Annotated in this window: 12 protein-coding genes and 3 pseudogenes; 4 read left to right on the top strand and 11 right to left on the bottom strand. The window is 59.4% G+C overall.

Translation table 11 applies throughout. The features are described from left to right. Positions 1–109: 109 nt before the first annotated feature. The 3 genes from AC3Y64_RS18675 to AC3Y64_RS18685 all read right to left on the bottom strand — a co-directional run bounded on the left by AC3Y64_RS18675 (position 110) and on the right by AC3Y64_RS18685 (position 2271). On the bottom strand, positions 110–1066 hold the full coding sequence (locus AC3Y64_RS18675) for a quinone oxidoreductase family protein (RefSeq protein ID WP_489984822.1): 957 nt from the start codon (positions 1064–1066) through the stop codon (positions 110–112). A 30-nt stretch (positions 1067–1096) separates the two neighbouring features. Further along, positions 1097–1270, bottom strand: a complete 174-nt coding sequence (locus AC3Y64_RS18680) for a DUF1427 family protein (protein ID WP_489984823.1) — start codon at positions 1268–1270, stop codon at positions 1097–1099. A gap of 236 nt (positions 1271–1506) precedes the next feature. Beyond that, on the bottom strand, positions 1507–2271 hold the full coding sequence (locus AC3Y64_RS18685) for an AraC family transcriptional regulator (RefSeq protein ID WP_489984824.1): 765 nt from the start codon (positions 2269–2271) through the stop codon (positions 1507–1509). Positions 2272–2416: 145 nt separating this feature from the next. Between AC3Y64_RS18685 and AC3Y64_RS18690 the strand changes: the two genes are divergently transcribed. Continuing rightward, positions 2417–2644: a DUF6555 family protein gene (locus AC3Y64_RS18690; RefSeq protein ID WP_158953342.1), complete on the top strand. Its 228-nt coding sequence runs from the start codon at positions 2417–2419 to the stop codon at positions 2642–2644. 38 nt (positions 2645–2682) lie between these two features. Next, positions 2683–2955: a hypothetical protein gene (locus AC3Y64_RS18695; protein WP_489984825.1), complete on the top strand. Its 273-nt coding sequence runs from the start codon at positions 2683–2685 to the stop codon at positions 2953–2955. A gap of 23 nt (positions 2956–2978) precedes the next feature. Here the strand turns inward: AC3Y64_RS18695 and AC3Y64_RS18700 are convergent, their stop codons facing one another. The 5 genes and pseudogenes from AC3Y64_RS18700 to AC3Y64_RS18720 form a co-directional block, all read right to left on the bottom strand. Continuing rightward, complete coding sequence (locus AC3Y64_RS18700; RefSeq protein ID WP_082355407.1) at positions 2979–3146, bottom strand: metallothionein; 168 nt, start codon at positions 3144–3146, stop codon at positions 2979–2981. Between the two features lie 557 nt (positions 3147–3703). After that, a protein-coding gene (locus AC3Y64_RS18705) for an IS3 family transposase (protein WP_489984471.1) occupies positions 3704–4887 on the bottom strand; the annotation gives its coding sequence in 2 pieces (ribosomal slippage) (positions 3704–4623 and positions 4623–4887; 1185 coding nt in all). A 65-nt stretch (positions 4888–4952) separates the two neighbouring features. Next, positions 4953–6418 (bottom strand): annotated as a pseudogene (locus AC3Y64_RS18710) (IS3 family transposase); the annotation flags it as partial. Between the two features lie 729 nt (positions 6419–7147). Continuing rightward, entirely contained in the window at positions 7148–7603 is a 456-nt protein-coding gene (locus AC3Y64_RS18715; RefSeq protein WP_489984826.1) for a DMT family transporter, read from the bottom strand. Then, positions 7603–8088 (bottom strand): DMT family transporter, encoded by a 486-nt coding sequence (locus AC3Y64_RS18720; protein WP_489984827.1) that lies wholly within the window; start codon positions 8086–8088, stop codon positions 7603–7605. Before AC3Y64_RS18720 ends, AC3Y64_RS18715 begins: the two co-directional genes overlap by 1 nt. Positions 8089–8198: 110 nt before the next feature. On the opposite strand from AC3Y64_RS18720, the gene AC3Y64_RS18725 reads away from it, so the two are divergent. After that, positions 8199–9137 carry a LysR family transcriptional regulator gene (locus AC3Y64_RS18725; RefSeq protein WP_489984828.1) on the top strand — a complete coding sequence of 313 codons (939 nt, stop codon included), beginning with the start codon at positions 8199–8201 and terminating at the stop codon, positions 9135–9137. Positions 9138–9272: 135 nt separating this feature from the next. Here the strand turns inward: AC3Y64_RS18725 and AC3Y64_RS18730 are convergent, their stop codons facing one another. The 3 genes and pseudogenes from AC3Y64_RS18730 to AC3Y64_RS18740 all read right to left on the bottom strand — a co-directional run bounded on the left by AC3Y64_RS18730 (position 9273) and on the right by AC3Y64_RS18740 (position 12474). Next, positions 9273–10094: a methyl-accepting chemotaxis protein gene (locus AC3Y64_RS18730; protein ID WP_489987998.1), complete on the bottom strand. Its 822-nt coding sequence runs from the start codon at positions 10092–10094 to the stop codon at positions 9273–9275. 84 nt (positions 10095–10178) lie between these two features. Further along, positions 10179–10955 (bottom strand): annotated as a pseudogene (locus tag AC3Y64_RS18735) (cache domain-containing protein); the annotation flags it as partial. 202 nt (positions 10956–11157) lie between these two features. Beyond that, entirely contained in the window at positions 11158–12474 is a 1317-nt protein-coding gene (locus tag AC3Y64_RS18740; RefSeq protein ID WP_489984829.1) for a Na+/H+ antiporter family protein, read from the bottom strand. A 688-nt stretch (positions 12475–13162) separates the two neighbouring features. Between AC3Y64_RS18740 and AC3Y64_RS18745 the strand changes: the two are divergent. Further along, positions 13163–14131 (top strand): annotated as a pseudogene (locus tag AC3Y64_RS18745) (PDC sensor domain-containing protein); the annotation flags it as partial. Between the last annotated feature and the right edge of the window lie 151 nt (positions 14132–14282).

Here is a 14282-nt window from a genome sequence, read left to right on the forward strand (position 1 = left end):
TTGCCAGCGATGACGGCGGAACAGGGGAGGAAGAAGTAACCTGAACTGACGCTATCGCTGGCAAGCCAGCTCCCACAGGTTGCTGGGTGTCAATGAGATTCAAGGTGTATCAGGGAATGAGAATGACCTTGTCACCGCTGCCCTGGTTTACATCGGCGTAGCGCGCAAGTCCCTCGGCCAACGGTGCCTCGACCAAACCTTGCGGCAACGGCAACAAACCCTCATCGAAGAAGCGCCCGAACTGCTCGAGCATCGCCGCGCAGGCTGCCACGCCGTACAACAACGAGTTGATCCCGACCACCGAGCCGCCCTTGCGATACAACGCCAGCGCCGGCAATTGCACATGGCCGTCGACCGGCGCGGCAATAATCGCGATGCGGCCGAACGTGGCCAGCGCCGCCACCGAGGCCGGCAGCCAGAAACCGGTGGTGTCGAAGATCACGTCGGCGCCGCCGCGATACACCGCATCAACCTGCGCGCCGAGGTCTTCGGGTTTATCCAGCTGAATGGTCTGGTAACCCTGCGCCTGCAAGTCCTTGACCTGCTCCGGACGCCGCGCCGCCGCCAGGATTTGCGCGCCGCGCACTTTGGCCAATGCCAGTGCCGCCGTGGCCACCGCTCCGCCGCCGATCACCAGCAGACGGGTGTCAGCCGTCACCAGACTGCGCTCCAGCGCATCCCACGCCGTGGTGTACGGCACGCCGAGGCTGGCAGCCTGGGTAAAACTCAGGTGCGACGGTTTGTGCGCGACGCCGTTGGCCGGCAATTTAACGAACTGTGCGTGGGAGCCATCGGCAAAAAAGCCCAACTCACGGCCAGTGCCCCAGACTTCCTGGCCGATCAGCGCTTGCGGCCCCTCGACCACCACACCCGCGAAATCGCGCCCGGGAATCCGTGGCAGCGTGGTGTAAGGGAATCGGCCGAGGACGTTTTTCACGTCGCTGGGGTTCAGGCCTGCAGCCTTGATCTGCACCAGCACTTCTTCCGCGCCGGGCACCGGGGTCGGAACATCGACGAAATGCAGAGAGGATAGGTCGCCGGTTTTATCGAATTGCAGTGCTTTCATGGATTGATTCACCGAAGAAGAAAAGGAAATTCAGGACATCCAACCGGCGACCAGTTGCCGGCCCATCGGCCACAACTGTTCACCGGCGAGCATGCCGAGCAAACCGACCAGCGCGATGGCCGGCGGTGCGGGGGAACGGAAATCCAGCGCGCCGTACAACAGGCCGACGCCCAGACCGATGGCCAGCGAAATCAGGTAGTTCATGGAGAGAACTCTGCCGTTTGAAGGGAATGGGCAGAGTCTAGGGAATCGGCGGGGATGGCATCGGCCAAGGACTTCTGAATTTCGGACAAGTATCGGATGCACACCACAGAACCCTGTGGGAGCTGGCTTGCCAGCGATGAGGCCTGTACATCCGACATTTGTCATCGACTGACACATCGCTATCGCTGGCAAGCCAGCTCCCACAAAGTTCTGTGCAGGTTCAGGATAAAGTGTCGTTACAGAGTGAACTGTGACGGAGCGACACCCAACTCCCGGCGGAACATGTCGCTGAAACTGCTCGGTGAATACCCCAACTCCCGGGCAATCGCACTCACCGCCACCCCCTGAATCAATTCCGCCACCGCCGTTGCCAGCTGCACTTGCCGCCGCCATTCGGCGAAGCCCATGCCGAGGCTGTCCTTGAACAACCGCGCCAACGTGCGCACGCTGGCGCCGGCATTTTCCGCGTGCTGCTCGAACGAAATCTCCAGCGACGGCGCCGCCATGACCGCCTGACACAAATTCATCAAACGTCGATCGGAGTCGTCCGGCAACGGAATCTTCAGCTGCGAACGCCTGGCGCGTTTCAGCTCCAGCAACGCCAGCCCGACCAGCGCCTCGTAGTACTGCGGATCACCACTGTCGCCCTGCTCCACCAACCCGACGATCAATTCGCGCAGCAGACCACCGACTTCGATCACCTGCACTGTCTGATCCAGCGTCGTCGCCAGCGCCGGGCGCAGGTAGATATTGCGCATCTGCAAATCCGACACCACGCGAATCCCGTGCGGTACACCGGGCGGCAACCACACCGCGCGCTGCGGCGGCACCACCAGCGCTTCATGGGGAGTTTCGACCCACATCACCCCGCTCATCGCATACAACAACTGGCCCCAGACATGCTCATGCGGCTCGATGAACAAGCCACGCGGATAGGTGCGCGCGACACGTTGCACGGGCACATCGGTGTCACTGAGATCAGGGGGCGCGGCGAGGGCCATGTCGAGTATTCATTGGGGTTGGTGGAGGCGCCATGGTAACCAGTGCATCCGCACGTCGCCAACGATAGATACCGTCGGACAATCCGAGTGAATTTTCCCGGTGCGCCGCGATCCTTCTATTACCACAGGGAGGATTACGGGCTTTATGAACAACGCAAAACTCTACGTCATCGAATACACCCTTCACGGCGCACCCAAGTCGTTCATTATCCGCTCGGACAAAATGGACAATGCCGAAGCTTGGCACTGGGCTAGCTGCGATGCCGGTGTCGGTCGGATCCCGCGATTTGGCCGGGAAAAGGTGCAGAAGACCAGTAAACCGATGGCAGAAAAATTCGGCGTGGAAAACGTCGTGTGGCGACCGACCAGCTAAGCTCAGCCTGGCCATCGGTATTATTCGGGGGAATCATCATGAGCAACATCGTCAGCCCGGCGCATCTGGACTACGGCCTCGACACGCTGTTTGGGCGAATCATCAAGAGCGTGGACTGTCGCGTCGGTCTGGAAGCCGTGGAAGATGATCCCTATCGCTTTGCCCTGAAAGTGCCCGCGCCTTTACCGCAAGATCTCGACCAGGCCAAAACCGTGGTTGTTCGGGTTGAGGGCCGGCGGTTACAGGGTACGGTGCGGCATACCGAGCGCATGGATGATGCGAGTTTGAAACTGGAAGTGGAGCCTGATTAGGCTCCACTTTTTTATGCGCGCGGTTATTTCGGATGGGCGCAATGGCAGCCTTTGCTTGAGCATTCTTCGCCACTTTTGTGGTGGTGGGCGCAGGCTTCGCAGCAGTAGTGTTTGCCGTGGACGGCGTAGGCATGATCGCCTTCCTTGATGGTGCATTTGCAGCCGGGGCAGTCGCATTTTCTATCGGGCATGGGACAGACTCCTTTTTGGGTGGTTGTCTGAGGCTTGAGGGCAAGCCTTGATAACCAGTGTAGGAGGTGCCGCGGGTTGCGATCTTTTGATTTTGTTTGGGGTTTGGGATTGGGAGTGGGATTGGGGGCATATACGTTGCTTCGGCTGGCGCTGCTGGCGGTTTCGCTCTTACAGCGAGTCACCTTTTCCAAACGCCGAAAAGGTAACCGAAAAAGCTTGCCCCCGGCGTACGGCACTTCGCTGAGGCTCAGTGTTCCCTCGCTACGGTGTCCATCAGGGGGCATCGCCTACGGTTTGCTTCGCTGCACCTCCTCTCGATGAATGCGGCTGCGCCGCACGGTCGCTGCGCTCCCACCCCCTGATGAACACCTTCGCTCGGCCTGCCGAAGGGGTTGAAGATCAAGGTCAAGATCAAAAGCAACGGCGTTTTTCAAGGTAGTTGTCGCGTCTACCGTTTCGCTACGCGACTTTTACCACTACGGTTAGCTCCCTTTCAGGGTTCAGATACACCGTGCCGATCGGATTCCAGTTACGTGTTTGACCCGACCTGCAGTGGTCAACTAATTCCGGACACCTCGATAGGTGGTTTTGACGCCATCGCCCGCTCATAGACGGTCGGTGGCAGATATCCCAGTTTCGAGTGAAGCCGTTCGTTGTTGTAATACCCAACGATGTACTCGGTGATGTCGCGGATCGCTTCGGTATGATTGGCATAGTCACGTCGCCATACCCGCTCCATTTTCAAGCTCAGGAAGAAGCGTTCCATCACCGCATTGTCCCAGCAATTACCTTTACGGCTCATGCTCTGCTGCATGTCGTTTCTTGCCAGTAAATCTCTGTAAGTTGCACTCGCGTATTGGCTGCCACGATCCGAGTGGGCAATCAGGCCTGGCGGCGGTTGGCGCTGTGCGATGGCCAGTTGCATCGCAGTGCACACCAGCTCTGCCGGCATGTTCGGAGCCATCGACCAGCCCACGATCTTGCGTGAAAACAAGTCCAACACCACGGCCAGATACAGCCAGCCACTGCGGGTGCGGATGTAGGTGATGTCTGCCACCCAAGCCTTGTTTGGCGCCGCCGGATCAAATTTTCGGCTCAGTACATTTTCGGCAATCGGCAGATCATGATTGCTATCGGTCGTGTGCACAAACTTGCGCTTCCAAGCCGAACGTAGCCCATTGGCACGCATCAAACGGCGGATTTTATACAGTCCAACAGACAGGCCTTTGCCGCGCAAAGCGTCGCGCAAGGGCCGGCTGCCGTAGCAGCCACCACTCTCGGCAAAAGACGCCTTGAGTTGCACAACGACAGGACAACTCTGCCGGACGGGCGCATCAGCACGCTTTTGCGACTCATAGAAGCCCGAGCGACTGATGCTCAGTAACCGACAGACATGTGTCACTGAATAGGCCTTCTGTTGCAGCTGCCGAACCAGTCGATACCTTACTTCAGCTCGCGGGCAAAGAAGGCCGTAGCCTTTTTTAAGATGTCGTTATCCATCTTGAGCTGGCGATTTTCCTGTTCCAATTGCCGGATGCGCTGTTGCTCTGCCGTCAATGGCTTGCCGATTCCGGCCTGCCCCAGTTGCTCTGCCTCGTACTGTTGAACCCAGCGTCGAACGGCTGTCTCACCAATGTTCAGATCTTGGCAAACCTGCATAACGGTTAGCCCCTGATCCTTGATCATCTTCACGACTTGCAGCTTGAAGCTGTCGTCGAATGCTCTGCGTTTTTTGGTCATGAATAACTCCTCGATAGATGTATTTTCCACCTATCGGGGTGTCCGGGGAAATTAGACCACTGCAACCATCGCTCCGGCTTTCTTTCACGTGCAAGCCCATAAACCCTGTCTCGACGTGCCAGGATTTCCTTATCTTTTCCGTCATGGCGTTGAGCCGGTGTCACGAAGCGGATCCGGCTATGACGGTGCACGGTGTTGTACCAGGTCATAAAATTCCTCACCCAGATACGCGCGTCATCCAGACTGGCAAACCCATCTTGCGGCCACTGCGGGCAGTATTTCAGCGTCCTGAACAGAGATTCCGAGTACGGGTTATCGTTGCTGACTCGTGGTCTACCGCGAGACGGCGTGATGCCCAAGTCGTACATCTTGGTCAGTAGAGTCACCGATTTCATCGGCGCGCCGTTGTCCGAGTGAAGCACCAGCGGCTGGCGCCAGCACTTCTCCTGAGTCACGCTTCGTTGCAGCAACGCTGCTGCCTTCTCACCGCTCTCTGCTTCATAAACTTCCCAGCCCACAGCCTTGCGGCTATAGATATCCTCGATCAAATAGAGGTAGTAAAACTTCCCCCGAACCGGCGATGGCAGGTAGGTGATGTCCCATGACCACACCTGATTGGCCGATGTTGCTGCGTAAGTGGTTGGCGCCTCATGGCGATGCGGCCGCTTGGCTCGGGAGCGGTGATGCTGCTGACCTGCGGCATGCAAGACACGGTAAAAAGTTGCCTCCGAGGCCACATAACGCCCTTCGTCGGCCAACTGCGGCACGATCTGGCACGGCGGCAGATGCGCATAGATTTTGCTGTTGCACAGCGTAACGATGGCTTGTCGCTCAAGCTCACTGAGCGCGTTGCTTGGTATCGGCCTCAGCGTCGTTGTACGCCCATCTGCCAGGATTTCTTCCGGCAAGTTCCATCGCTGCAGCGTTCTCAGTGAAATGCCTACCTCCTGACAAGCAGGCGCCCTGCGGGCGCCCGCCAAGATGGCTTCATTGAGCCACCCAACGAGTAAATACCGTTCTGGCAACAAGGTCAGTTGTCCTCGTCGTCGCTCCCCCAGTAGGCATTGAGCTTTTTTCGCAGTACCAACAAAGCCGCGGTTTCAGCCAAAGCGGCATCCTTGCGGCGCAGCTCACGCTCCAGTTCTCGGATGCGATTTTTATCGTCTCGAGACTGACCGGCGTTTACATTTTTAACAGCCGATTGCTTGGAGCTGTTGGCGATAAACGCGTTACGCCAATCAGTAATCTGCTCAGGAAAAATGCCTTTTCGCCGGCAATATTCTCCGATTTCCAGCTCCGATAAAGCTGAGGTTTCTATGATGATCGACAGCTTCGATTCGGCGGACCAACTCTCTGCTGGTTGCTTGGCGTCGGACAATTGAGTGCCTCTGGCAGCAGCTTGCTTGCGCCAATAAAAGAGAGACATGTCGCTGCAGCCTTCACGACGTGCGACCTCCGCCGCTGAGAGATTCAGGGGCGGAAGCATCATTTTAAGCAGTGCAGCTTTACGTTCAGGTGAATAGAAAGGCATGACCATACTCTTGCCGCCCCCGGAACGCTTTTTAAAAAACCGGAGACACGACAACTACCCTGACACCGGGGGGGCAGAGCAAAAGTTCGCAGACTTCGGCAGCGCCTACAGAAGATTGTGCAAGACGGCAGAATTGGTCGGCTGTCAGGCCGCTATCGCCAGCAGGGCTAGCTCCCACAATTAGACCGAGTGCAATCAGTTGGAGAATGGTCGGCTGGAAGGCCGCCATCGCCAGCAGGGCTAGCTCCCACAGGTTGATTGGATGCATTCAGTGAGAGATTGGTCGGCTGTCAGGCCGCCATCGCTGGCAAGCCAGCTCCCACAAGTATTGAATTCAAATTCAGATACTCGTATCGCTTCGGCTTCTCACCACTCAAAACAATGAGCGTTAGCTCGAGTACCGCTTTTGATCTGTAAGGCGACGTCGGAAGGCTGAGTGGAGGGATTGATCCGGGGGTGGGAGCGCAGCGACCGTTTGGCGCAGCCAAACACAGCGAGAGGAGGTGCAGCGAAGCAAACCGGAGGCGCTGCCCCCGGATCGATCCCGCAGCGAAGGAACCCCGAGCCCCAGCGAGCGGGCCGAACGTAGGAGCAAGCCTTTTTGGGTACTTTTTTCTGGGCCGGCATTCCGGGCGTCTGGAAAAAGTGCCTCGCCGTAAGGGCGAAACCCTAAGCCGCCGTTACCGCAGCAACGGATATGTACTCAAAATCAAATCAAATCAAATCAAATCACCCTGCCTGACGCGAACTCCGATACATAAACACCAAAGCCAACGCCAAACAAACCATCGCCAGAATCCGCGACCCAGAAAGCTCAATCGCCGGGTTGCCGAGCCAACCGAAATTATCGATCAACATCCCCATCCCCAACTGCCCGACAATCACCGCCACCGTCGCCACCGCCGTACCAACCCGCGGCACCGCGCCGACCATGACAATCATGTACACCACCCCAAACAGCGCCCCGCTCAGCTGCCACTTCGGCACATCAAGCAACCCCACCGAATGCGCCGGCTCGAAAAACAAAATCAACAACCCGGTCACCACCGCCCCAACGGCAAACGTCAGCAGACTGCTGCGCAACACCCCAACGGATTCACCCAAACGCCCATTGATCGCCGCTTGAACACTCAAAACCGCACCTGCCGCGACGACCACGGCCAACAAAATAATCAGACTCATCATCAACCCCGAGCAATCAGAACAAGTGCCGCCACAATCAACCCCAACGCCAGCCAGCGCTCAGCGTTGACCTTCTTGCGCGCCGCGCCGAACCAGCCGAAATGGTCGATCAGCACACTCTTGCCGACCTGCCCGGAGAGGATCGCGATCATCGTCATGGCAATGCCGATGTGCGGCGTGGCCAGCGTCAGTACCACCACGTAGATCGGCCCGAGAAGGCCGCCGATCAACTGCCAGCGCGGCAACGTATTCAGCGCCGGGCCTTTCTGCGGGCCGGCGAATAGAAGCAGCAAAAACAGAATCGCCGAGCCCACGCCAAAAATGCTCAGGGTCGCCCACAGGTGCCCGACCTGCACACCCAACGGCCCGAGCAACCCCGCCTCCACCGACAAGCCCATGCCCGCCAGGATCACCAGCGGCAGCAGCAACAAGCGCAACCATGACCTCGCCACCGGCGCTTCAACAGCCACTTCATCCAACGTTTGCATAACCAACTTCCACAGATTAACGATGGCGTGGATTATCGGCTGGTGTCGCTGTGCGATAAATGAGAGGATCCGGACAACACCTTTGCGCAACACGCACAGCAGGACAAACCATGCACGGGCTCAACGAACTCGGATTCAAGGCACTACGACTGTTTGTCGCCGTACTCGACCACGGCAGTTTTTCCGAAGTCGCACGCCGCGAAGGCGTGGCGCCCTCGTCGATCTCGCGGCAGATTCAGTTGATGGAACAGGCGCTCAATCAGCAATTGCTCTACCGCCACACCCGCGCCGTCACGCCGACCGAGGCTGGGCGCATGCTCGGCCATCATGCGCGGCTGGTGCTGGTGCAATTGGAGGAAGCCGAACAGGCGTTGCAGGAACAGCAAAGCGAACCCACAGGCCTGGTGCGCATCAACGCCCCCGTGGTATTCGGCCAACGCCACCTGACCCCATGGCTTGGCCAGTTGTGCGCGCGCTATCCGAAACTGCAACTGGATATCCAGCAGACTGATCACTACGTCGACCCGTTGCAGGAAGGCGCGGACTTGCTGTTTCGCATCGGCGCGCTGCACGACTCAAGCATGCAGGCGCGGATTCTGGCGCCGCACCGCTTTCAGGTCGCCGCCAGCCCGGCGTATCTCAAGCGCCACGGCACACCGCAACATCCCGACGACCTCGCCCAGCACCAGTGCCTGGCCTACAAAGGCGCGGCCGGTCTGCAGCGCTGGTTTTTCCGTCGCGAAGGCGAGGACTGGACGCCGTATTCGGTGAAAGGCCCGATCACCGGCAACCACGCCGACACCCTCACCCAGGCCGCCGAACAGGGTTTGGGGCTGGTGATGTTTCCATCGTGGTTGATTGGTGAAGCGGTGCGTGAAGGCACGCTGGTGCCGGTGCTGGGGGACTATCAGGTGTCGAACAGTCTGGAGCCGCAGCAGATTGCAGTGCTGTGGCCGGGGAGTCGCAGGCTGTCCGTGAAGGTGCGAACGGTGATTGATTTCTTCATCGAATGCTTCGGCGAAGTGCCCTATTGGGACAGACCGAAGTAGATCAAACACCACATTCCCTGTGGGAGCTGGCTTGCCAGCGATGAGGCCGGAACGTCCGACATTGATGTCGACTGACCGGACGCCATCGCTGGCAAGCCAGCTCCCACAAAGATTTATGTGGATTTGAACAGCGCCTCAGATGCGGAACTGGCCCACAAGTTTGCCCAAGCGCTGACCTAGCTCAGCCAGACTCCGCGAGGTCTGCGCGCCCAACTGCGTTTCATCGGCGACGTTATCCACCGCCACCGCAATCTGATGCACGCTGCGGTTGATCTCTTCGGCCACCGCCGTCTGCTCTTCCGCCGCGCTGGCGATCTGCGCGTTCATCGAGTTGATCGTCGCAATCAACGAGGCCATCGCATCCAGCGAAGCGCCGGCCTGATTGGCCTGCTGCGAAGTGCCGTCACCGGCCTCGCTGGAGCGGCGCATCGCCTCGACCGCTTGCTGCGTGCCCGCCTGCAACCGATCGATCATGCCTTGAATTTCCTGGGTGCTGATCTGTGTGCGACTGGCCAACGCCCGCACCTCGTCCGCGACCACCGCAAATCCACGCCCGGCTTCTCCGGCGCGCGCTGCTTCGATTGCGGCGTTCAGCGCCAGCAGGTTGGTCTGCTCGGCAATCGAACGAATCACCGCGAGCACGCCGACAATCGAACTCACGTCCTGCTGCAGACTGTCGAGCGATACACCACTGCTGCGGATGTCATCGACCAGCGCATGAATCTGTTTGATGCTGCCGGCCACCACACGCTTGGCGCTCTGGCCTTCTTCATCGGTCTGCTGGGCGGCGACGGCGGCGTTCTGTGCGCTCTTGGCGACTTCCTGCGCGGCGGCGGACATTTCATTGATCGCCGTGGCGACCTGATCGGTCTCGTGGCGCTGACGCTCCATCGCTTGATCCGAGCGCTGCGCCTGATCTGAAACCTGCGTCACCAGCCCGGTGAGTTGCGTGGTCATCTCGGTGATCTGCCGCACCAGGCCGTGGATCTTGTCGACGAAACGGTTAAACGAGCCGGCCAGTTCGCCGAGTTCGTCCTGGCTGGTGATGTTCAGGCGGCGGGTCAGATCGCCCTCACCTGCGGCGATGTCGTCGAGGTTGGCTTTCATCAGGGTCAGCGGACGCAGAATGGTATTGGCCAGCAGCATCCCCGCCGCCGCGATCACCAACAGCACCACCACCGCCACGCCGACGATGCTCAGCACCACACCTTGCATGCGCTCCTGCACCTGCGCTTCGACCAACGCCACTTGCGCTTCGATGCCGTCGAGGTTGACCGAGGTGCCGACCGCCATGTCCCACTTCGCCAGGTATTCGGTGTAACCGAGTTTCGGCACCAGCACCTGCGCGTTACCCGGCAGCGGCGAGCTGTATTGCAGATAGTGGGTGCCGTCCTTCGCGACTTTCACCAGCCCCTGGTTGACGTAGACGCCGTTGGGGTCGCGGTTGTCCTTGAAACTTTTGCCCACGCCGTCCGGATCGTTGGCCTTGAACAGGCGCACGGTCTCAGAGTCGTAGCCGAAGAAGTAGCCGTCCTTGCCGTAGCGAATGCCGGAGAGCAATTTGATCGCCTGCGCGCGTGCCTCGTTGTCACCCGGGGCGGCAGCGTCGTACAGCGGTTTGATCGTGGTCATGGCCACCGCGACGTAACTTTGCAGGGTGGCTTTGGCGTCGCTGAGCAGGCGCTCGCGGGTCTGTTCGACCTCTTTGTGCGCTTGTTCCTGGAGGATGAACAGCGTGGTCAGACTGATGACCAGCGCAAAGAGCAACACCGGAAGAACGGCGAGGGACAGGACTTTAGCCTTGAGGCTCAGGCGCATTGTAGGGGCTCACTCTTTTGATTTTATTGGCGTGGTTAAAGGCTTTAACGGCACGCAAAAGCAAAAGTTGAGGCTCGGGTTCACCCCCATTCCCCTGTGGGAGCCAGCCCTGCTGGCGATGGCGGTGTTTCAGTCACCCGATGGGCTGACTGGACTGACGCTATCGCTAGCAGGGCTAGCGCCCACAGAGGATCGATGGGGTTCAGAGAACCATCGCGGCCACCCAGCCGAATGCCAGCAGCGGCAGGTTGTAGTGAAGGAAGGTCGGCACCACGGTGTCCCAGATGTGGTGATGCTGGCCGTCGATGTTCAGGCCGGAGGTCGGGCCGAGGGTCGAATCCGAGGCCGGCGAACCGGCGTCGCCTAAAGCGCCAGCGGTGCCAACGATGCACACGATGGCAATCGGGCTGAACCCCAGTTGCACGCACAGCGGCACAAAAATCGCCGCCAGAATCGGCACGGTGGAGAACGACGAACCGATGCCCATGGTCACCAGCAAACCGACCAGCAACATCAACAGTGCGCCAACGGCCTTGCTGTGATTGATCCACGACGCCGACGATTCGACGAGGGTCTGCACTTCACCGGTGGCCTTCATCACTTCAGCGAAACCGGAGGCGGCGATCATGATGAAGCCGATCATCGCCATCATTTTCATGCCTTCGGTGAACAGGTCATCGGTCTCGCGCCACTTGACGATGCCGGATACCGAGAAGATCAGGAAACCCACCAACGCCCCGATAATCATCGAATCCAGCAGCAGTTGCACGATGAATGCTGCGGCAATCGCCACGAGGGCAATCATCAGGCTCAACGGGTTGTACTGCACCGCCACTTGCTCGACCTGCTCGATTTTCGCCAAGTCGTACACGCGCTTCTTGCGGTAGCTGACAAATGCCATTGCCAGTCCGAAGACCATGCCCAGCGCCGGAATGCCCATGGCGTGGGTGACATTGATGCCGCTGATGTCGACGCCACTGCGCGCCACATTCGCCAACAGAATTTCGTTGAGAAAAATGTTACCGAAGCCTACCGGGAGGAACATGTACGGCGTGATCAGGCCGAACGTCATCACGCAGGCGATCAGGCGGCGGTCGAGTTGCAGCTTGGTCAGTACATAGAGAAGCGGCGGCACCAGCAGCGGAATGAACGCAATGTGGATCGGCAGGATGTTCTGCGAGGCAATCGCCACGACCCACAGCAGGCCGATCAGCAGCCATTTGACGCTGTTGCCGCCGGTCGCGTGTTGACGGTCGACCATCGCCAGCGCCTTGTCGGCCAGGGCATGGGCCAGGCCGGACTTGGCAATTGCCACGGCGAACGCGCCGAGCAACGCGTAGGACAACGCCACCGTCGCGCCACCGCCCAAGCCACTGTTGAAGGCCTTGAGCGTGGCGTCGATGCCCAGACCACCGGTCAGACCGCCGACCAGCGCGCCGACGATCAAAGCGATCACGACGTGCACGCGGGACAGGCTGAGCACCAGCATGACGCCAACCGCCGCTATGACTGCATTCATTTCACTACCTCGAAAAACACTGCGGTGGAAACCGACCGCCAGACAGAATGAGTCCGCCAAAGCTTAACCGGCGGATTTGCAAAGAGGGTCTTATTAGAAGGGCGCGCACTGTGCCGCAGAGTGGCCGCAGTGTCAAAGCTACGGTGTGATTGATCGTCCCCACGCTCTGCGTGGGAATGCCTCAATGGACGCTCTGCGTCCGCTTTGTGACGCGGAGCGTCCATTGAGGCATTCCCACGCAGAGCGTGGGAACGATCACGAGCTTTTGCGTTTTTTCGCTTGCAGCTTGCGGCTCGAAGCTCAAGAAAGCTGCTCTTGGGCCGTTACAGTGCAAAGTCTCAGATATTTATCGAATAAGGACGTCTCCATGTCGCTCAGACAACTTTCCATCCAATGGAAAATCACCTTGCTCGCCGGGCTCTGCCTGGCCGGTATCGTGACCCTGTTGGTCGGTCTATCGCTGTACCGCATGGAGCACAGTTCTGAACTGGTGAAAGCGTCCAGTATGGAAATGCTCACCGAATCCGCTCAGGCGCGCATCGAATCCCAGGGTGAAGTGCAAGCCGCCGGCATTCGCCAGCAGTTCATGGACGCCTATCAGTACGGCCACGGTTTCTCGCGGCAGGTGCTGTTCCTGCGCGAACAGGCCGAGAAGCGTTTCCTCGATGCATTCGACCTGCGCGAAGACATGACCCGCCAAGTCAAATCGGCGCTGCAAGCCAACCCGGATCTGCTCGGCCTGTCGCTGGTGTTCGAAGCCAACGCGCTGGACGGCAAGGACGAACTGTTTGCCGGCCAAGCGGAGCTCGGCAGCAACGACAAGGGCCGTTTCGCCCTGTACTGGTCGCAACCGACACCGGGCAAAGTCACCTCGATGGCCCTGCCGGAAAGCGACATGGCCGACACCAGCACCGGCCCCAGCGGTCAGGCGGCCAACGCTTGGTTCACCTGCCCGCGCGCCACGCGCAAGCCGTGCGTGATCGAACCGTACTTCTATGTCATCGACGGCCACAACGTGCTGATGACCAGCATCGTCTTCCCGCTGATGGTTGACGGCAAAGTCATCGCTTCGCTGTCGGTGGATATCAACCTCAACAGCCTGCAAGCGATCAGCCAGGGCGCGAGCAAAAAGCTCTATGAAGGCCAGACCGCCGTGAGCATCATCAGCCCCGCCGGCCTGCTTGCCGGTTACAGCCCGGACGCCGGCAAACTCAGTCAGCGTCTGGATACCGTGGATAAAACCAGCGGCGCCGAACTGCTGAGCAAACTCGCCTCCAGCACCAGCGTCAGCAGCCTGCACAGCAACGGCCAGTTGAAAGTGCTGTCGCCGTTCCCGCCGATTCCGGGCGGCCCGTCATGGGGCGTGTTGCTCGATGTACCGGAAAAAGTTCTGGTCAGCCGTGCCGAAGCGCTCAAGCAACAACTGGACGCCAGCAATAACTCAGGCACGTTGATCGAGTTGAGCCTCGGCGTACTGGCTGCGCTAATCGGCCTGTTGCTGGTGTGGCTGATGGCACGCAGCGTGACCAAACCGATCCTCGGCGTGGCCCATATGCTTGAAGACATCGCCAGCGGCGAAGGCGATCTGACTCGCCGTCTGGCTTACGACAAGAAGGACGAACTCGGGCAACTGGCCGGCTGGTTCAACCGTTTCCTCGACAAGTTGCAGCCAATCATCGCCGAGGTGAAACGCTCGGTGCAGGACGCGCGCAACACCGCCGACCAGTCTTCGGCCATCGCCACCCAGACCAGCGCCGGCATGGAGCAGCAATACCGTCAGGTCGATCAGGTCGCCACCGCCTCCCACG

This window comes from Pseudomonas sp. 4CAES_32.4, assembly GCF_058136335.1.

Excerpts from the sequence above, each read along its gene's own strand:
- AC3Y64_RS18675 (WP_489984822.1), bottom strand. The coding sequence starts at position 1,066 with ATGAAAGCACTGCAATTCGATAAAACCGGCGACCTATCCTCTCTGCAT.
- AC3Y64_RS18680 (WP_489984823.1), bottom strand. The coding sequence starts at position 1,270 with ATGAACTACCTGATTTCGCTGGCCATCGGTCTGGGCGTCGGCCTGTTG.
- AC3Y64_RS18685 (WP_489984824.1), bottom strand. The coding sequence starts at position 2,271 with ATGGCCCTCGCCGCGCCCCCTGATCTCAGTGACACCGATGTGCCCGTG.
- AC3Y64_RS18690 (WP_158953342.1), top strand. The coding sequence starts at position 2,417 with ATGAACAACGCAAAACTCTACGTCATCGAATACACCCTTCACGGCGCA.
- AC3Y64_RS18695 (WP_489984825.1), top strand. The coding sequence starts at position 2,683 with ATGAGCAACATCGTCAGCCCGGCGCATCTGGACTACGGCCTCGACACG.
- AC3Y64_RS18700 (WP_082355407.1), bottom strand. The coding sequence starts at position 3,146 with ATGCCCGATAGAAAATGCGACTGCCCCGGCTGCAAATGCACCATCAAG.
- AC3Y64_RS18715 (WP_489984826.1), bottom strand. The coding sequence starts at position 7,603 with ATGATGAGTCTGATTATTTTGTTGGCCGTGGTCGTCGCGGCAGGTGCG.
- AC3Y64_RS18720 (WP_489984827.1), bottom strand. The coding sequence starts at position 8,088 with ATGCAAACGTTGGATGAAGTGGCTGTTGAAGCGCCGGTGGCGAGGTCA.
- AC3Y64_RS18725 (WP_489984828.1), top strand. The coding sequence starts at position 8,199 with ATGCACGGGCTCAACGAACTCGGATTCAAGGCACTACGACTGTTTGTC.
- AC3Y64_RS18730 (WP_489987998.1), bottom strand. The coding sequence starts at position 10,094 with ATGACCACGCAACTCACCGGGCTGGTGACGCAGGTTTCAGATCAGGCG.
- AC3Y64_RS18740 (WP_489984829.1), bottom strand. The coding sequence starts at position 12,474 with ATGAATGCAGTCATAGCGGCGGTTGGCGTCATGCTGGTGCTCAGCCTG.